This is a genomic window from Gordonia tangerina (assembly GCF_021556435.1).
Taxonomy (GTDB): Bacteria; Actinomycetota; Actinomycetes; order Mycobacteriales; family Mycobacteriaceae; genus Gordonia; species Gordonia tangerina.
Window position 1 is genome coordinate 17,280 of record NZ_JAKGCU010000037.1, and the last position, 16,934, is coordinate 34,213.

At 67.1% G+C, this 16,934-nt stretch carries 19 protein-coding genes; 13 read left to right on the forward strand and 6 right to left on the reverse strand.

Annotated features, from left to right (window positions below; genetic code table 11):
• Positions 1-46 precede the first annotated feature (46 nt).
• Both L1892_RS23185 and L1892_RS23190 read right to left on the reverse strand, forming a co-directional pair.
• The gene (locus L1892_RS23185; RefSeq protein WP_235726142.1) at positions 47-610 is read right to left on the reverse strand and encodes a hypothetical protein; all 564 of its coding nucleotides are present in this window, start codon (positions 608-610) and stop codon (positions 47-49) included.
• 159 nt (positions 611-769) lie between these two features.
• Complete coding sequence (locus L1892_RS23190) at positions 770-1,189, reverse strand: hypothetical protein (protein WP_235726143.1); 420 nt, start codon at positions 1,187-1,189, stop codon at positions 770-772.
• A 76-nt stretch (positions 1,190-1,265) separates the two neighbouring features.
• On the opposite strand from L1892_RS23190, the gene L1892_RS23195 reads away from it, so the two are divergent.
• Genes L1892_RS23195 through mnhG form a run of 6 tightly spaced genes read left to right on the forward strand, consistent with a single transcriptional unit; the run spans position 1,266 to position 7,767 of the window.
• Positions 1,266-4,178, forward strand: coding sequence for a Na+/H+ antiporter subunit A (locus tag L1892_RS23195; RefSeq protein ID WP_235726144.1), 2,913 nt, complete (start codon positions 1,266-1,268; stop codon positions 4,176-4,178).
• On the forward strand, positions 4,175-4,786 hold the full coding sequence (locus L1892_RS23200) for a Na(+)/H(+) antiporter subunit C (protein ID WP_235726145.1): 612 nt from the start codon (positions 4,175-4,177) through the stop codon (positions 4,784-4,786). Before L1892_RS23195 ends, L1892_RS23200 begins: the two co-directional genes overlap by 4 nt.
• Positions 4,783-6,390 (forward strand): Na+/H+ antiporter subunit D, encoded by a 1,608-nt coding sequence (locus L1892_RS23205; RefSeq protein WP_235726147.1) that lies wholly within the window; start codon positions 4,783-4,785, stop codon positions 6,388-6,390. The genes L1892_RS23200 and L1892_RS23205 overlap by 4 nt, the downstream gene beginning before the upstream one ends.
• Positions 6,387-7,178, forward strand: coding sequence for a Na+/H+ antiporter subunit E (locus L1892_RS23210; RefSeq protein ID WP_235726149.1), 792 nt, complete (start codon positions 6,387-6,389; stop codon positions 7,176-7,178). The genes L1892_RS23205 and L1892_RS23210 overlap by 4 nt, the downstream gene beginning before the upstream one ends.
• On the forward strand, positions 7,175-7,438 hold the full coding sequence (locus L1892_RS23215; RefSeq protein ID WP_235726150.1) for a monovalent cation/H+ antiporter complex subunit F: 264 nt from the start codon (positions 7,175-7,177) through the stop codon (positions 7,436-7,438). Before L1892_RS23210 ends, L1892_RS23215 begins: the two co-directional genes overlap by 4 nt.
• Positions 7,435-7,767, forward strand: a complete 333-nt coding sequence (gene mnhG / locus L1892_RS23220) for a monovalent cation/H(+) antiporter subunit G (protein ID WP_235726154.1) — start codon at positions 7,435-7,437, stop codon at positions 7,765-7,767. Before L1892_RS23215 ends, mnhG begins: the two co-directional genes overlap by 4 nt.
• Positions 7,768-7,895: 128 nt before the next feature.
• Here mnhG and L1892_RS23225 read toward each other — a convergent pair whose 3' ends face one another.
• From L1892_RS23225 to napA, 4 genes are all read right to left on the reverse strand, one after another.
• Positions 7,896-9,020 carry a glutamate--cysteine ligase gene (locus L1892_RS23225; RefSeq protein ID WP_235726155.1) on the reverse strand — a complete coding sequence of 375 codons (1,125 nt, stop codon included), beginning with the start codon at positions 9,018-9,020 and terminating at the stop codon, positions 7,896-7,898.
• Between the two features lie 54 nt (positions 9,021-9,074).
• On the reverse strand, positions 9,075-9,743 hold the full coding sequence (gene sodC, locus L1892_RS23230; RefSeq protein WP_235726157.1) for a superoxide dismutase[Cu-Zn]: 669 nt from the start codon (positions 9,741-9,743) through the stop codon (positions 9,075-9,077).
• Between the two features lie 105 nt (positions 9,744-9,848).
• Positions 9,849-10,343 carry a LytR C-terminal domain-containing protein gene (locus tag L1892_RS23235; RefSeq protein ID WP_235726158.1) on the reverse strand — a complete coding sequence of 165 codons (495 nt, stop codon included), beginning with the start codon at positions 10,341-10,343 and terminating at the stop codon, positions 9,849-9,851.
• Between the two features lie 69 nt (positions 10,344-10,412).
• Positions 10,413-10,775 carry a nucleoid-associated protein NapA gene (napA, locus tag L1892_RS23240; protein ID WP_235726159.1) on the reverse strand — a complete coding sequence of 121 codons (363 nt, stop codon included), beginning with the start codon at positions 10,773-10,775 and terminating at the stop codon, positions 10,413-10,415.
• Between the two features lie 218 nt (positions 10,776-10,993).
• Here napA and L1892_RS23245 point away from each other — a divergent pair, with 218 nt between their 5' ends.
• From L1892_RS23245 to L1892_RS23275, 7 genes are read left to right on the forward strand one after another with little or no spacing between them, the layout of a single operon-like run.
• Positions 10,994-11,608: a peptide deformylase gene (locus L1892_RS23245; RefSeq protein ID WP_235726160.1), complete on the forward strand. Its 615-nt coding sequence runs from the start codon at positions 10,994-10,996 to the stop codon at positions 11,606-11,608.
• A gap of 13 nt (positions 11,609-11,621) precedes the next feature.
• The gene (locus tag L1892_RS23250) at positions 11,622-12,590 is read left to right on the forward strand and encodes a GNAT family N-acetyltransferase, cg3035/Rv0428c family (RefSeq protein WP_235726161.1); all 969 of its coding nucleotides are present in this window, start codon (positions 11,622-11,624) and stop codon (positions 12,588-12,590) included.
• Positions 12,591-12,612: 22 nt separating this feature from the next.
• Positions 12,613-13,071 carry a guanyl-specific ribonuclease gene (locus tag L1892_RS24965; protein ID WP_235726163.1) on the forward strand — a complete coding sequence of 153 codons (459 nt, stop codon included), beginning with the start codon at positions 12,613-12,615 and terminating at the stop codon, positions 13,069-13,071.
• Positions 13,068-13,601, forward strand: a complete 534-nt coding sequence (locus tag L1892_RS23260; protein ID WP_235726164.1) for a barstar family protein — start codon at positions 13,068-13,070, stop codon at positions 13,599-13,601. Before L1892_RS24965 ends, L1892_RS23260 begins: the two co-directional genes overlap by 4 nt.
• Positions 13,602-13,604: 3 nt before the next feature.
• Complete coding sequence (locus tag L1892_RS23265; protein ID WP_235726166.1) at positions 13,605-14,390, forward strand: exodeoxyribonuclease III; 786 nt, start codon at positions 13,605-13,607, stop codon at positions 14,388-14,390.
• 57 nt (positions 14,391-14,447) lie between these two features.
• A complete protein-coding gene (locus L1892_RS23270; protein ID WP_235726171.1) occupies positions 14,448-15,425 on the forward strand; it encodes an ABC transporter substrate-binding protein in 978 nt (325 codons plus the stop codon).
• 10 nt (positions 15,426-15,435) lie between these two features.
• The gene (locus L1892_RS23275) at positions 15,436-16,806 is read left to right on the forward strand and encodes a SagB family peptide dehydrogenase (RefSeq protein WP_235726174.1); all 1,371 of its coding nucleotides are present in this window, start codon (positions 15,436-15,438) and stop codon (positions 16,804-16,806) included.
• Positions 16,807-16,934: the final 128 nt, after the last annotated feature.

Below are 16,934 nucleotides of genomic sequence, written 5' to 3' on the forward strand. Positions count from 1 at the left end.
CAGTGAGGTGAACGTGCCGATATCCGCAACGTTCACCTCACTCGGTTCAGGCCCCAGTCCCGCTCTCCGTGCTGGGGGTCGTGGTCTGCCCGTCCTGACCGGGAAGTTGGCCTTGTTGTCCCGGTACCTGCCCCTGCTGGCCCGGCATCTGCCCCTGTTGACCCGGCATCTGACCCATGCCGCCCTGTCCGTCGGGCATCTGGTTGAAGCCGCCCGGCCCGCCGAAACCGCCGCCGCGCTGCATGTTCATTCCCGGCCCCTGATTCGATGACGATGAGTCGCCGACGACGTAGCCGGCGCCGAACCCGATGAGACCGAACACCACCGCAACCCCGATGCCGCCGGCGATGACCGCGTTGCGCACCTTGTCGCTGACGCCATTCGCCTGGTTCGGCGAATTCGGCTGATTCGGATACATCGGCGGTGGGCCGGCGTAGGGCGGGTACGGTCCGTTCGGGGGGACCGCACCGGCCTGTGTGATCGGTTCGGTCGGGGCGTTGTGCTGTGCCGCGACGTCGGGGCGATCGGTCGGCTGCGGATCCTGCGGTTGTTGCAGGTCGCGGGGAGCCTCGGTGGTCGTCGCGTCGGTCGTCGGGTGTGGTGTGGACATCGTCGTCTCGCTTTCGTGGACGTGAAAAGTGACATCCACGGTGCGGACGGGGTCTGTCAGCGGACTGCCGCGAGACTGTCAGTTGGCTGTGAGGTCGGGCGATCGTGCCTTCGTGACATCCCTCCGCAAGCTCCGGGATTCCTCAGGCACCAGGGGACATCACTCCACAGAGACCTGATAAAACACCGACCCCGGCCCACCGGCGGCGCCAGGGGTACTGCCGACCTGCACCCAGTAGTCGGTGGCGTCCTTGGTCGCCGAGAGCACCACCACCCGCTGACCGCCCTCGGTGGTGCGCTGCGACTCGGTGAACCCGGCATCGGTGAGAGTGGACACCGCGGCGTCGAGGATGTTGCCCGCACCGGCCGCGCCCTGCACGGTGACCGCCCACCCGTCGGCGCGGGTGCCGTCGGCGGTCAGCACCGTGCCCTCCACGAGCGGGACCTGCGCAACCGGGAAATCCTGCGGTAAGGCGGCACCGGGCGGACGATCCTCCTCGACCCCACTACACGCGGCGAGAAGTGCGATCAGTGCGATCCCGGCCACCAGCACCGACACCATCCTGTCGAAGCGGTTCATGTTCGCAACGGTAAAGTAGTCGACGCGGGCGATGCCCGTGACACCCCGCCCAACAGTTGAAAGACGGTGTGCCCACTTGATCGGTGTACTGGTTGCGCTCGCGCTCAGCGCGCTCTGTGCACCCCCGGTGATCAAGTGGCTGGGCACGCGCGGCTTCTATGTCCTCGCCCTTGCCCCCGCCGGCGCACTCATCTGGGTGATCCTGAACTGGCCGACTGCCGGCGAACCACCCCGGGTGGAGACCATCGAGTGGGTACCGGTCCTGCAGATGGACATCGTCACCCGCTTCGACACCCTCAGCGCGATCCTGTCGGTCCTCATCCTCGGTGTCGGTGCGCTGGTGCTCTGCTATTGCGCCCGCTACTTCGACGACGCCCGTCCCCGGGTCGCCGTCTTCGGCGGCGAGATGATCGCATTCGCCGCGGCCATGTTCGGCCTCGTCGTCAGCGACAACATGCTGGTGCTCTACGTGTTCTGGGAGCTGACCACCGTCTTGTCGTTCATGCTGGTCGGCTTCTACGGCATCCGTGCGACGGCCCGTCGAGCCGCCACCCAGGCGTTGCTGGTCACCACCGCCGGCGGTCTGGCCATGCTGGTCGGCATCATCATGCTCGGCGAACGCACCGGCAGCTACCTGCTGTCCGACCTGCTCACCAGCCCACCGGCCGCCGGGGTCTACGTCGACACCGCGGTCGTCCTGCTGTTGATCGGCGCGCTCAGCAAATCGGCGATCGTGCCGTTCCACTTCTGGCTGCCCGGCGCGATGGCCGCGCCCACTCCGGTCAGCGCCTACCTCCACGCGGCGGCGATGGTGAAGGCGGGTATCTACCTGATCGCGCGGCTGGCACCGGCGTTCTCCGAAACCCCGAGCTGGCACGTCACCGTGGTGGTGCTCGGCATGATCACCATGGTGTTGGGTGGCTGGCGCTCCCTGCGCGAACTCGACCTCAAACTCGTCCTTGCCTTCGGCACCGTGTCCCAGCTGGGATTCCTGGCGGTCCTCGTCGGTATCGGCGACGCCAACGTGGCGATGGCCGGCATGGCGATGCTGGTGGCCCATGCCCTGTTCAAGGCGTCGCTGTTCATGGTCGTCGGCATCATCGACCACTCCACCGGCACCCGCGACATCCGCAAGCTCGCGCGACTCGGACAACGGCTACCTGTCCTCGCGCTCACCGCGGCCGTCGCCGGTGCCAGCATGGCCGGCTTGCCGTTCACCATCGGCTTCGTCGGTAAGGAGACCGCCTTCGCGTCGGTGTGGGACTCCGGCGCCTACCTGCCCTGGCAGTCGGAGACCATCGACATCGTCCTGCTCGTCGGGTCGGTGATCACCTTCGCCTACACCTGCCGCTTCCTGTGGGGCGCCTTCGGACGCAAGGTGCGCGCCACCCCGAGTCCGGCCGTGGCCAATATGCACCCGCCAGGCGCGCCGTTCTACTTCGCGCCCGTCGTCCTCGCCGCCGCCGGTGTGGTGGCCGGTTTGCTGAGTTCCCAGATCGGCCCGCTGTTCGAGCCGTACGCCGAGACACTGCCCGCCTACGGCCACGAACTCGAGCATCTCGCCATGTGGCACGGCTTCGGTCTGCCGGTCGTGTTCTCCATCATCGTGGTGGTCGCCGGGGCGCTGCTGTTCCTGATCGTCCGGCAGCTGCGCGGTCAGCTGTTCCGCTACCGGCCGTTGCTCAACGCGGACCGCATCTACGATGCGACGCTGCGCGGCGCCGACACCCTGTCGCTGATGATGACCCGCAACACCCAGCGCGGGTCGTTGCCGATCACCCAGGGCGTCATCCTGTCCACCGCGATCATCTTGCCGACCGCGGTGCTGGCGTGGGGTGGCCGCAACCAGCTGGAGTGGCGTGGTTTCGACTCGGCGGTCCAAGCCGTGATCGGCGGCATCATCGCGGTGTCGGCGCTGGCCGCCATCATCCTGCGCAACCGGCTCGCCGCAGCCCTGGTGGTGGGCCTCACGGGCTACGGCGCGGGCATGCTGTTCGCCCTCTACGGTGCGCCGGACCTCGCGCTGACGCAGTTCCTGGTCGAGACGCTGACCCTGGTCATCTTCGTGCTGGTGCTGCGCAAACTGCCCGCCGAACCGGAACCGCGGCACGCCACCGGCTTCAAGCCGCTGCGGGCGCTGATCGGTATCGCGTTCGGCGCCACCCTCGTGGTCATCGGACTGTTCGCGGCGGCCGCCCGCTCCGAACAACCGGTGCAGGTCGACATCCCGGAGGCCGCCTACGAGTTCGGCCACGGCGCGAACGCGGTCAACGTCCTGCTGGTCGACATCCGCGCCTGGGACACCCTCGGCGAGGTGTGTGTGCTGATCGTCGCCGCGACCGGTGTGGCGTCGATGGTGTTCCGCAACCGCCGCTTCGGCGCGGTCCCCCGCGTCGCCGACGCCGCACGCCTGCAATCGGGCACCAACGGCACGGATGTCGACGAGCCGATCCCGCCCGACCGCACCCGATGGCTGCTCGGCAGCGACTTCCGCGATCCACGCCACCGGTCGATGGTGCTCGAAGCCACCACCCGACTGATCTTCCCGACGATGGTGGTGCTGTCGGTGTACTTCTTCTACGCCGGGCACAACGCGCCGGGCGGCGGCTTCGCCGGCGGGCTCACCATGGGCCTCGCCCTGGTGTTGCGTTACCTCGCCGGTGGCCGCTACGAACTCGGCGAGGCGTTGCCGGTGGAGCCGGGACGTGTCCTGGGGGCCGGGCTGGCGATCTCCGCGGGTACGGCGGTGACGTCGATGTTCCTGGGTGCGCCCGTGCTGTCGTCGGCGGTCTTCGAGATCACCCTGCCGGTGCTCGGTGACGTGAAACTGGTGACGGCCCTGTTCTTCGACCTCGGCATCTACCTGATCGTCGTCGGCCTGGTCCTCGATGTCCTGCGCAGCCTCGGCGCGCGCCTGGACGTCGAGACCTCCATCGCGGACAACCAGCCCATGCGCATCCGTGCCGACGCCGAGGAGGTGAGCCGGTGAGCATCAACCTCGGTTTCCTGATCGTCGTCGGCGTGCTCGCCGCCTGCGGCGCCTACCTGCTGATGGAACGCAGCCTGATCCGGATGCTGTTCGGGCTCCTGCTCTGCGGCAACGCCATCAATCTGTTGATTTTGGTGGTCTCCGGCGGCATGGGCAATCCGCCGATCATGGGGCGGGCCTCGGAGAACCGCGCCCACGACGCCGATCCCCTGGCCCAGGCGATGATCCTCACCGCGATCGTCATCACGATGGGCATCGCGGCATTCGTCCTGGCGCTGGTCTACCGGCTGTACGTGATCAACCGCGACGACGTGGACGTCGAGGACGACCCCGAGGACCGCAAGATCGCCACCGGTTCGCTGCAGACCGCGCCCGACCGCGACCGCAGCGACGACCCGGTGACCCTGGCCGACACCAGTGCCGGCGATTTCTTCGACGATGAGGGCAATCCGCTGACCCGAGAGGAATTCATCGAACGCCACCGCGGGCTCATCGAAACCGACCTGATGCCCGAGGACGCCGACGTCATCGACGAGGTCGGCCCCGACGAGCCGGGCGCCAACGGACACGAGAATTCGGGGTCGGACCGCGACGGAGGTGGCCGATGACACCGCAACCGTCGTGGGTGCCGGTACTGATCGTGCTGCCCACCCTGGTGCCGATCATCGCCGCGGCGCTCACCCTGCTGCGCGGTCGCAGCCCACGCTTCCAACGCCCGATCACCGTCGGCGCCATCCTCACCGCGTTCATCGCGTCGTGCCTGCTGCTGTATCTGACCAACGAGAACGGCACCTTCGCGGTCACCATCGGCGGCTGGGGCGACAAGGGATTTCCGAACGGACCACTCGGCATCACATTGGTCGTCGACCAGCTCGCGGCGCTGATGCTGGTGGTTTCGACGATCGTGCTGCTGTGCGTGGTGGTGTACGCCATCGGGCAGGGCATCCGCGACGGCACCTCGCATCAGCCGGTGTCGATCTTCCTGCCCACCTACCTGATCCTGACCGCCGGCGTCTGCAATGCCTTCCTCGCCGGCGACCTGTTCAACCTTTACGTCTCGTTCGAGGTGCTGCTGGCGGCGAGCTTCGTGCTGCTCACGCTCGGTGCCAGCGCCGAACGGGTCCGGGCCGGCGCCTCCTACGTGATGGTGTCGATGGTGTCGTCGTTGATCTTCCTGTCGGGGATCGCGTTCGCCTACGCCACCACCGGCACCCTCAACCTCGCCGAGATGGCCGCACGCCTCGACCACGTCCCCGACGGCACCCGCAATGCGCTCTACGCGGTGCTGCTGGTGGCGTTCGGCATCAAGGCCGCGGTCTTTCCGTTGTCGAGCTGGTTGCCCGACTCGTATCCGACCGCACCCGCTCCGGTCACCGCCGTCTTCGCCGGCCTGCTCACCAAGGTCGGTGTGTACGCGATCGTGCGGGCACACACGCTGCTGTTCCCCGGCGGCTCGATGGACACGATTCTGATGATCGCCGGTCTGCTGACGATGCTGGTCGGCATCTTCGGCGCGATCGCGCAGTCCGACATCAAACGTCTGCTGTCGTTCACCCTGGTCAGCCACATCGGATACATGGTGTTCGGGATCGCGTTGTCGTCGCAGTTCGGGTTGTCGGCGGCCATTTATTACGTGGCCCACCACATCCTGGTGCAGACGACGCTGTTCCTCGTCGTCGGACTCATCGAACGGCAGGCGGGGTCGTCGTCACTGCGTAGGCTCGGTGGGCTGATGGCCAGTCCGGTGCTGGCCGCGCTGTTCTTGATACCGGCGCTCAACCTTGGCGGCATCCCGCCGTTTTCCGGTTTCGTCGGCAAGGTCGCGCTGATCGAGGCCGGCACCCAGGACGGATCGGTGCTGGCCTGGATGCTCGTGGCGGGGTCGGTGGTGACCAGCCTGCTGACCTTGTACGTGGTGGCTCGTGTCTGGACCAAGGGTTTCTGGCGGCCACGCGCCGACGCGCCGGAAGGCGACCTGTCCGATCAAGGTCCGTCGGCGTTGATCGACGAGAGCACCGACGGCGCCTTCGACGACCGCGACGACGTCGGGCGGATGCCGGCCGGGATGGTGTTGCCCACGGCTGTCATGGTGATCGCAGGCCTGGTGTTGACGTTGTGGGCCGGACCCATCCTCGGCTTCACCGACCGCGCGGCCACCGACATCACCGATCGCGGCATCTACATCGAGGCGGTTCTGGGAGGTGACCGGTGAACGACGGACCCGAACAGCAGCAGGACGGACGCCGACCCGTGCCGGTGCGGTCGCGCATCATCACCGCCCGCCGAGTGTCGTTGCTGTTCCTGTTCTGGCATTCGGTGACGGTGTTCGTGTGGATGCGCGAGCACATCCACATCCCCCGTTGGTTGGGCAGCGACTCACGAGAGGTCGCCGTCCGACTGTGGACGCTGGCCTGGCTGACCTTCGTGTGGGTGTTGCTGTGGGGCACCGTGTCCTGGGCCAACATCCTCGGGGGCCTGGTGCTCGCGATCGCCATCGTCACCCTCCTGCCACTGCCCCGGGTGCCGGTCGAAGGCCGGATCCATCCCATCGCGGTGCTGGTCATCCTGGTGCGGTTGGTCATCGACTTCTTCGTGTCCAGTGCACAGGTGGCGTGGGCGGCGATCAGACCGGGCAAACCACCGCTGGGTGCGGTGATCCGGGTGCGGGTGGCGATCAAATCCGACATGGTGCTGACGCTGGCCGTCGACTATCTCAACCTGGTCCCCGGCACCATGGTGCTCGACATCGACCACCGACGACGCATCCTCTACATCCATGTCTTCGACGTGCGCACCGAAAAGAAGGTACAAGCCTTCTACGACCAGGTCGCGTTTGTCGAACGGTCCTTCATCCGGGCGTTCGAGCGCGACAGCGAATGGCATCCGAGTCCGTATCATGGCCTCGACGACGAGTACCACCGGGTCCACGACATCGGTCGCGCCGAGACCGAGAACCCCGACGTGGTCGACGTCCCACCGACCGACGGGGGCCGCCGATGACCTACGTCTGGATCACCGTCAGCGTGCTGCTGATGATCGCCGCGGTGTTGACCACGGTTCGGGTGTTGCGCGGACCGTCGTCGCTGGATCGGCTGGTCGCACTCGACACCATGATCGCCCTGTGCATGTGTGGCCTCGCCGCCTGGGCGGCCTACAGTCGCGACTCGACGGTGGTCCCGGCGATCGTCGCGCTGAGCTTGTTGAGCTTCACCGGTTCGGTGGCCATCGCACGTTTCCGGGTGAGGGACGACGAGACATGATCGGCGACATCATCTCCTCGGTGTTCCTGGTACTCGGTGCAGCATTGGCGCTGACCACCGCCATCGGCATGCTGCGGTTCAAGGACACGCTGAGCCGCATGCACGCCTCCACCAAGCCACAGACCTTCGGGTTGCTGCTGATGCTCATCGGCGCGATGATCCGGCTCGGCCAGCACGTCGACGTCGGCATGCTGGTGCTGGCCGGACTGTTCGCGCTGATGACCGCCCCGGTGATCGCCCACCGCATCGGCCGATTGGTGTACCAGGAGCAACGCGCCCGCGACGGACTGCTCAGTCGCGACGACATGGAGAACCCGGCACAGGACTAGCGTGGCGGTCGGCTCGCGCCCCGATCCTCGGATGGGTCTGCCAGAGTGCCGTAGATCTGAGTCACCTGGTGACCCAAATCAACGGCACTTTCGCCGCCGGCGGGGAGTGCGGGGGTTGCGGCGAGTGGTCACGACAGCTCGGTGACCACCGACCGGACCACCTCGCGCAAGTCGCGGGTTTCGCGGTAGGCGTGGCGTTGACGCTGATAGCTCGCGCCGTGCGCAGCGATGTCGGCGACGTGCGCGAGCTCGGTGGCACAGTTGAGGTCGCGGGCGATGGGTTGCAGCCGCGTCAGCAGGTCGCCGAGATCGTCGGTGACGAGCCGTTCGGAGCAGTCGGAATCGAGGATGACGATGGCGTCGAGACCGTACCGGGCAGCGCGCCACTTGTTCTCCTGCACCAGCCACGGCGCCATCTGCGGCAACGTCTCCCCGGCCGCCAACCGCCGATCCAGCTCGACCACCAGACAGTGGATCAACGCCACCACCGCGGCCAGGTCGGCGACGTTGGTCATACCGTCGCACACCCGCACCTCGATGGTGCCCAGATGGGGTGATGGCCGAATGTCCCACCGGATCTCGTTGATGTGGTCGATGATGCCGGTCATCTTCTGGTCGGCGACGAACGACTCGAACTCGGCCCAGGTCGCGAACTGGAACGGCAATCCCGCAGTGGGCAGCTGCTGGAACATCATCGCGCGATTGCTCGCATATCCGGTGTCTCGCCCGGCCCACATCGGCGACGACGCCGACAAGGCCAGCAGATGCGGGTAGTAGTTCAGCAGGGCGCCGAGGATCGGTAACACCTTGTCGCGGTGACTGATCCCCACGTGCACGTGGACCCCCCAGATCAGCATCTGCCGCCCCCACCACTGGGTGCGTTCGATCAGTTCGGCGTACCGATGACCTTCGGTGAGCAGTTGGGTCGACCATTGGGCGAAGGGGTGAGTACCCGCCCCGTAGAGGTCGACGCCCAACGCTTCGGTGTGCTCGCGCACCGAAGCCAGCGTCTCGGTCAGATCCGCCATCGCCTCCGGGGTGTCTCGGCAGATGCCGGTGACGATCTCGACGGTGTTGCGCAGCAACTCCTTGTGCACCTTGTCCCGCCGGGCCGGGCAATGCTCCGATACGCGCGTGAACAGGTCCGCGGCCGAATTCGACAGGTCACCGGACACCTTGTCGGTGAGCGCGAACTCCCATTCCACGCCCAGCGACGGTGTCGGTGAACCGTTGAACTCGATGGGGGTGACCATCACAACAGCCCGGTGGAGCGCACGTCAGTGCCGATCGGGGTCAGCGGGTCCGCGTCACTCGTGCGCTTCGATGACGCCACAGGCCACACGGCTGCCCGCGTCACCGGTCGACATCGTCTGCTCGTCCGGGGCAGGCGCGTAGCGGGTCGGGATGTTGGCGAAGTTGTCGGCGCCCTCGTGAATGATGATCGACTTGCCGACGATCTGCTCGAGGTTCACCGAGTCGGTGGTGGTGACGGTCTCCGCCGTGCCGTCCTCGAGCACATTGAGTGAGACCAGATCACCGCTGGCCGGGTGGCCGGTGTTGCCGTCGACCTGCAGATGCCCCCCGGCGCTGGAGAATGCGCTGTCGCCGCCGGTCTCGCAGACCCCGTTCTCGTGGATGTGCATGCCGTGGAAGCCTGCCTCGATACCGCTGTCGGCGCTGAGCCGCACGGTGACCTTGACCGACGACCCGCTGGGCTCGAAGGTGGCCTCGCCGACGTCCTCGCCCTGATCGTCGACGAGTCGTGCGGTGGCGTCCTCCTCGGGCGACTGCCCGATGCCGTCGGCGTCGTCGACCTCGCCGGGGGGCGCCTGATTGCCGGTCACCACCGAGGGAGTGGTGCCGGGTACGTCGGTGGGCGGCTCGTCGGGAGTGCAGCCGGCCAGCACTGCGCCGGCGATACCGGCCGAGGCGAGCACGGCGAGCGTGCGGCGAATCTGAAGCTTACTGGCGGTCATGTCACTCCTTGATCGTCAACGGGCCGAAATCTGTGGGTGCTCATCGGAGTTCGTGGTCATCGGGTTCGCGGGTGTGGTGACCACCCCTCGGATCGTCGAGGGAGATCACCGCGTGACCACGATGACAGGCATACCGTCCGGGCATTGGGTGAACGACGACGGACGCGGGTCGACACTGGCGTCACCGCCGAGCGCATCCGCGACCTCTTCGGCCGCCGACTGCTGTCCGGTGTCGTAGAAGATGGTGTTCTCGGTGATCGACGCGGTCGACAGGTTCCCCGGTTCGTCGGTCTGGAAACCTGCGGCCTGCAACGATTCGGTGATGTCGGCGGCCAGACCCGAGATCGACCCGGCGTTGAAGACGCACAATTGTGGCGTATCGGCCGATGCCGTCGCCGACGACGAGGCGGCCGCGCTCGCCGACGACTGCGTCGTCGCGCTGGTGGCCTGGCTCTGCGCCGCCTCCAATTCCTGCTCCGGATCATCGCCGCTGGTGGCCGCGGAGTGCCAGCCCAGGCCGAGAAAGACAATGGCCACGGCCAGCAACATCATCGCCCCCGCCCGCAGCGGCAGGCGACTCGGCTCGTGATCAGCGTTCATCACCGAGAACCTTACTTCACATCCGATGACGGGCCCGTCACGGTCACGGGAGTCACCGACGTGGTCGGGTCAGGTGATCTCGAAGCCCAGGCGACGCGCCGCGCGGGCCTTCTGGCGCGACGCCCGCAGCCGGCGCAGCCGCTTGACCAGCATCGGGTCGGCGGCCAGCGCCTCGGGGCGATCGACGAGCGCGTTGAGCACCTGGTAGTACCGGGTTGCCGAGAGTCCGAAGAGCTCCTTGATGGCTTCTTCTTTGGCCCCGGCGTACTTCCACCACTGCCGTTCGAACGACAGGATGTCGTGGTCGCGACGGGACAGCCCGTCCGGCCCGACCTCGTGCGGATCGACAGGGTTCGTCGTCTGTTCGGCGGATGAATCTGCGGGTGTGGGTTGATCGCCCTGCTTCTGGCTTCGCGCAGCTGCGCCGTCCATCTCGCTCCCTCAAGATCGCCTCGTGCACATCACATCACCGCTCGCCCGGCGGGCGCTACCCCCGCCCCACACCGGTCGACACCACCGACCGGATCCTCGAGGCCCGGACAAATCACAGCAATGTGGTTCGCTGATCATCTAACCACGATCGGCGGCCCCGTTCGCGATGTGACTCGCCACGAGAAAGGGGCGTGGGGCCGCTGGGTAATCTGTCCCACATGGCAATTCTCCCGATCTGCATCGTCGGCGAACCGGTGCTGCACCATCCCACCGAGCTCGTCGAACTCGATGCCGACCGCCGCCCGTCGCCGGAATTGGTGACACTACTCGACGACATGTACGCAACGATGGACGCTGCAAACGGGGTCGGGTTGGCCGCCAACCAGGTAGGGGTCGGCAAACGCATGTTCGTCTACGACTGCCCGGACGGTGAGCGCTACACCGCGACGCGTCGCCGCGGCGAGGTGATCAATCCCATGCTGGAGACCTCGGAGATCCCGGAGACCATGCCCGATCCCGACGACGACGTCGAAGGGTGTCTGTCGGTGCCGGGTGAACAGTTCCCCACCGGCCGCGCGGACTGGGCCCGGGTCACCGGTGTCGACCGCAACGGCGACGAGGTGTCGATCGAGGGCAACGGATTCTTCGCGCGCATGTTGCAGCATGAGGTCGGTCATCTCGACGGGTTCCTGTACGTCGACGTGCTGATCGGACGCAACGCGCGGGCGGCCAAGAAGACCATCAAGCGCAATGGTTGGGGTGAACCCGGCCTGACCTGGCTCCCCGGCAGCGTCGACGATCCGTTCGGGCACGACGACGAAGACGACGACTGAGCGACAACTCCCGGTGACGACACACCCGTCCGACGACCCGGCGTCCGGCCACCGCATCCCGTTCGTGGGTGACCGCGTCGTCATCCGATACCGTCTGGGCGACGCGACACCGGCCGATTGGCGCGGCGGTTCTGGTGCCGCACTGTCCGATGTCACCGGGGTGCTGCTCGACGACGGGGACCCGTTGGTCATCGACCGCGATGGCCCACAGCCGATCCCCCGCACGGCGGTGACCTCGATTCGCGTGCTGTCGCGGATGACGGTGCGCAACTCGCAGATCCGCAGTCTGGAGGCCGCGGCCGCGGCCGCCTGGCCGGGCACCGAATCGGCGATGCTCGACGGATGGTTGCTCCGCGCGGGCGGCGGATTCACCCGCCGCGCCAACTCGGCGGTGCCTCTCGAGTTCGGCGCGGGCACCGACGCGGCCACCATGTCGGCGCTGCGCGGTTGGTACGCGGAGCGCAACCTGCCGACGGTGGTGGCCATCCCCGAGCGGCTGCTCCCGGCGGGGCAGGTTGTCGGACAGCCGCTGGGCGACGAGATGCAGCTCCTGGCCGGTGATCTCGACGTGATCCACACAGAGCCGACAACCCCGGCCGAGCAGGTGGGGCTCGACGACTCACCGAGCCCGGCATGGCTGCATGCCTACCGGGGTCCCGACGTCGATCTGTCAGTCGCGACTGCTGTCGTCGGCGCGTCGGAGGGACCGGTGGTGTTCGCCTCGAGCGGCGACGGACCCGACGCGATCGGACGCGGCACCGTGACCGGGGGCACCGACGGCACTCGGTGGCTCGGCCTGACCGTATCGTCGGCGACTCCCGGCCAGGCCGATGCGGTGCTGGCGGCGCTGGTCGCGTGGGGCGCCGACCACGACGCGCAACGTGCTCATGTACTGGTGCACGCCGCCGATCGAATCGCCGGCACCTGGTATCGGACGACGGGTTTCGGTCTGCATCACACCTCCCGCTATCTCGCCCTGTGATCGAACGACTTAAGGTGAGCGCGTGACAAGGACGAGGGTGGCGCGACGACGCACCATCGCGTCGGTCGTCGGGATCGTTCTCGCGATCGCCGCGGCGGTCCTCACCTGGTCGTTCGGCAGCTCCGACGACGCATCGCAGGCCCCCCGGGGTGTCGCGGGCAATGCCACGGCCACCGGAACGGTGGCAGCCGACATCCCCGACCACGTCATGGCGACCCTCGCTCTGATCGACGCCGGCGAATGGCCGGAAGCGGCCGATGCACCCGGCACCCGCGGCGGTTCGGTCTTCCGCAACAACGAGGGCCTTCTGCCCGCTACGAGCGCCGGCGGACGCATCGACTACCGCGAGTGGGACGTCAATCCCAAGGAACCCGGCCGCAGCCGCGACGCCGAGCGCATCGTGACCGGCAGCGATGGCAGCGCCTGGTACACCGATGACCACTACCGCTCGTTCGTCCAGATCCGGGGACCGGACCAGTGAGTCCCGACGCAGCGCCCACACCCATCGGGGTGCGGCGGTTCCTGTTCGACGCGGGGCGCGCCGGGCCGGTCGTCGGCGTCATCGCCGACGGAAACTGCCCGGCGATGCCCGCGCAGACTCGGCTACGGCATGTCGACGGCCGCGCAATGCCGTCGCTCAGCTCACTGCTCGACGAGTTCGCACGGGGGTGGGGTTTTCCGCCGCATTTCGGTCGTAACCGCGACGCCTTCGACGACTGCATGCGCGACCTCGATGCCGATGCCCCAACCGACGGCTCGCTCACGGCGCTGGTGACGGTGGTCGATCATGCAGAGAGCCTGTTGCGTCGCGACCCGGGTGACCTGCGATGGCTTGCCGATTCGCTGGTCTTCTATCGCGATCACTACCGTGACCGCGACACACCGTTGCCGTTCGCGATGATCCTGCTGACCCCACCGGCACTGACGAGCTGGGTGACGCAACGGTGGCACGACGCGGGGGCTGTGGTGGCCGAGATCGCACCCGACGCCGACGACGACACCGAGGACTGACTGATGCGCATCGCCACCTGGAATGTGAACTCGATCCGCGCCCGTTCGGAGAGCGTGGTCGGCTGGCTGGAACGCAACGACGTTGACGTGCTGGCGATGCAGGAGACCAAGTGCCGCGACGACGAGTTCCCGGTGATGAGTTTCCTGGCCGCCGGCTACGACGTCGCACACATCGGCACCGGCGGCTTCAACGGCGTCGCGATCGCCTCACGGATCGGGCTCGACGAGGTCGAGACCGGCTTCGAGGGGCAGCCGTCGTTCGGCGCCGAGTACACCACGCCCGCACGGGAGGCACGCGCGATCTCGGCCCGCTGCGGCGACGTCCGGGTGTGGAGTCTGTATGTGCCCAACGGCCGGGCCCTCGACGATCCGCATTACCGGTACAAACTCGACTGGCTGGCGAAGCTGCGCGACATCTCGTCGTTGTGGCTGGCGCATGATCCGGCCGCCCAGGTGGTGCTGGCCGGCGACTGGAATGTGGTCCCGACCGACGATGACGTCTGGGACCCCACAGCGTTCGAGGGACACACCCACGTCTCCGACGTCGAGCGTGCCGCCATCCAGGCCATCGGTGATGTGGGCTTCCGCGACTCGGCACTCCCCTACGCCGACGGTTACACCTTCTGGGACTACACGCAGTTGCGTTTCCCGCGTGACGAGGGCATGCGGATCGACTATCTGCTGTGTTCACCGGCGTTCGACGATCGGGTGCGCGGCGCCTGGGTGGACCGCGAGGCACGCAAGGGCAAGGGCGCCAGCGACCACGCGCCGGTGGTCCTGGAGTTCTGATTGCTCGGCCGGTCATGGGCCTGCCTCCGATCTGGATGCTTAGGTTAGGCTGCACGCATGACCCGTGCGTTGCGTGTTCTGCTCGTGTCGATCGCCTCTCTGGTGGTGGCGGCGCTGGCGTTGAGTGCCTGTAGTTCGCCCGACGAATCGGCCGACGAGGGCGCCCCGATCCAGGTCAACACGTCCAAGGGCTCGGTCACCATCAACGGTGTGCCCAAGCGGATCGTCACCCTCGGCGCACAGTGGATCGACGTCACCCTGTCGTTCGGGATCACCCCCGTCGCCTACCTCGACAACATCCAGGTGCTGACCGGCAATCCGGCCCCGTGGGCCAGCGATCAGCTGCAGGATTCCACCCCGATCAGCACCGACGACATCGTCGCGCAGGTGGCCAAGGCCGAGCCCGACCTGATCCTTGCGACGTCGTACATGGCCGACGGGCAGCCCGAGATCTATGACAGTGTCTCGAAATTGGCTCCCACCATCCCCGGCATCACCGGCAAGCAGATCGACCCGTGGCAGGACATGGTCACGTTCCTCGGCACGGTGCTGCGCGAACCCGAGAAGGCCAAGGAGATCACCGCGGGCGTCGACGAGAAGATCAACGCCGCCAAACAGGACATGCCCGGTCTGAACGGCAAGACCTACACGATGGCCTACATGTTCTCCAACGATCAGATCCAGGTGATGGCCGATCCCGACGACGGTGCCACCTACCTGTTCTCATCGCTGGGTATGACCATCGCGCCGCAGCTGGTCGCGGAATTCCGCAAGAACGGTCAACCACGCTTCCCGATCTCCACCGAAAACGTCCCGATGCTCGATTCGGATCTGTTGGTGGTCACCGCCAACACCGACCAGCAGATGAACGCGCTGGAGAAGCTGCCCGGGTATCAGGGCCTGCGTTCAGTTGAAAGTGGTGCAGTCAGCCGACTGTCGGTCGCCGAGATCGGCGGCCTCAACGAGCCGACGCCGCTGTCGATCCCGTACGTGCTGGACAAGATGTATCCGGCGCTGCAGCGTGCCGCCGCCTGACGTCGGACTCATGAGCGAGCGCACCCCACATACCGTCTACACGCTGGCGCCCGGAGCCCGATTCCTGCTGGGCGGCGGTGGTGTCGCGGTTGTTCTGCCGGCCAAGAAGCGGTTGGACAAGCTCACCCGACCGCAGCTGGCCGTGCTCCGGTCGCTCAACGCGGGCCCGATCACGGTGTCCGAGGGTGCCGATACGGACGTCGACAGCCTCGTCGAGCGGTTGATCGATGCCGGAGCGTTGTCGATGACGGTCTCTGTGGGTGAGCGAAAGCTGTACTCGTTGCGGCCGTTCCGACGGCCGCCGACTGCGCGCCCCACGGTTGCCGACGTCGGCGACGACGTCGAGTTGTCGCGGTTCACGGTGATCCGGCGCGAGGATGGCGTCGTCGTCGCAGAGAACCCGCGCAGCTGGTGTGATGTCGAGATCCACGATCCGGAGATCCTGTCCGTCGCCGGCGGCCTTGGCTCCGAATCACCGAAGTCATCGGTACAGCTACGGCTGCTGTCCGATCTGGCCTGGTCGGGTCACGCGGTCGCCGCCGGCCGTGAGCATGCCGAGTTCCCCACCCGGAGTTGGGGTCCGCATGAGCTCTGGTTCCATCGCCACAGCACGGTCGGCGACCGCGCGACCAACTGGCAGCACTTCGGACCCACCCGGTGGGCCGAGGGCACATTCGAGCCGGTCCCGGCGCGACGCGACGTCTACCCCGGCGACCCGATTGCCCTGCCAGAACCCGACCTCTCCGATCTCCGCACCGCCGACGCGCCGCTGGCTGCCGTGGTGGAGGACCGGAAGTCGGTGCGCGACTTCGACGATGCACACCCGATATCCCTCGCCCAGCTCGGTGAGCTGCTGTTCCGATGCGCGCGTACACGCAGCGTCCGAACTGTGAACGCCGACCGGCCGGTCCCCGAGGAGCTGCCGTCGCGGCCGTACCCGTCCGGCGGGTCGCTCTACGAGCTGGAGATCTATCCGGTCGTGCGCACCGCCGACGGCGTGGCGCCGGGGATGTACCACTACGATTCCTTCGACCATGTCCTGCGGCCGGTCGCGCCCTACGACAGTCCGGCGGTCGCCACATTGTTCGCACCCGCATCGCTCACCCTTGCCGATGGCCAACTGCCGCAGGTACTCCTGGTACTGGCGGCGCGCCCCGGCCGGATCATGTGGACCTATGAGCAGATGCCGTACGCGGTGATCCTCAAACATGTCGGCGTGCTCACCCAGACGCTTTACCTCACCGCCACCGCCATGGGACTCGGCGGCGTCGCCCAGGGTTACGGCGACACCGCCGCGTTCGGCGAGGCCACCGGGGTCGACGAACTGGTTGAATGCAACGTCGGGAGTTTTGTGGTGGGGACGCCGGCAAAAAGTTCGTGAAAAGTTGTTGACTTCGAACGCGAGTTCGAATACCTTGGTTGCCAGCAGGCCGAGATGATGACGATATACCGGACCGGATAAGCACGCACAGGAGCGAATGCGTTGCTCGGCACGGTAGGAAACCCAGA

Excerpts from the sequence above, each read along its gene's own strand:
- mnhG (WP_235726154.1), top strand. The coding sequence starts at position 7,435 with ATGATCGGCGACATCATCTCCTCGGTGTTCCTGGTACTCGGTGCAGCA.
- L1892_RS23245 (WP_235726160.1), top strand. The coding sequence starts at position 10,994 with ATGGCAATTCTCCCGATCTGCATCGTCGGCGAACCGGTGCTGCACCAT.
- sodC (WP_235726157.1), bottom strand. The coding sequence starts at position 9,743 with ATGACCGCCAGTAAGCTTCAGATTCGCCGCACGCTCGCCGTGCTCGCC.
- L1892_RS23185 (WP_235726142.1), bottom strand. The coding sequence starts at position 610 with ATGTCCACACCACACCCGACGACCGACGCGACGACCACCGAGGCTCCC.
- L1892_RS23235 (WP_235726158.1), bottom strand. The coding sequence starts at position 10,343 with ATGAACGCTGATCACGAGCCGAGTCGCCTGCCGCTGCGGGCGGGGGCG.
- napA (WP_235726159.1), bottom strand. The coding sequence starts at position 10,775 with ATGGACGGCGCAGCTGCGCGAAGCCAGAAGCAGGGCGATCAACCCACA.
- L1892_RS23215 (WP_235726150.1), top strand. The coding sequence starts at position 7,175 with ATGACCTACGTCTGGATCACCGTCAGCGTGCTGCTGATGATCGCCGCG.
- L1892_RS23225 (WP_235726155.1), bottom strand. The coding sequence starts at position 9,020 with ATGGTCACCCCCATCGAGTTCAACGGTTCACCGACACCGTCGCTGGGC.
- L1892_RS23270 (WP_235726171.1), top strand. The coding sequence starts at position 14,448 with ATGACCCGTGCGTTGCGTGTTCTGCTCGTGTCGATCGCCTCTCTGGTG.
- L1892_RS23190 (WP_235726143.1), bottom strand. The coding sequence starts at position 1,189 with ATGAACCGCTTCGACAGGATGGTGTCGGTGCTGGTGGCCGGGATCGCA.
- L1892_RS23205 (WP_235726147.1), top strand. The coding sequence starts at position 4,783 with ATGACACCGCAACCGTCGTGGGTGCCGGTACTGATCGTGCTGCCCACC.
- L1892_RS23265 (WP_235726166.1), top strand. The coding sequence starts at position 13,605 with ATGCGCATCGCCACCTGGAATGTGAACTCGATCCGCGCCCGTTCGGAG.
- L1892_RS23275 (WP_235726174.1), top strand. The coding sequence starts at position 15,436 with ATGAGCGAGCGCACCCCACATACCGTCTACACGCTGGCGCCCGGAGCC.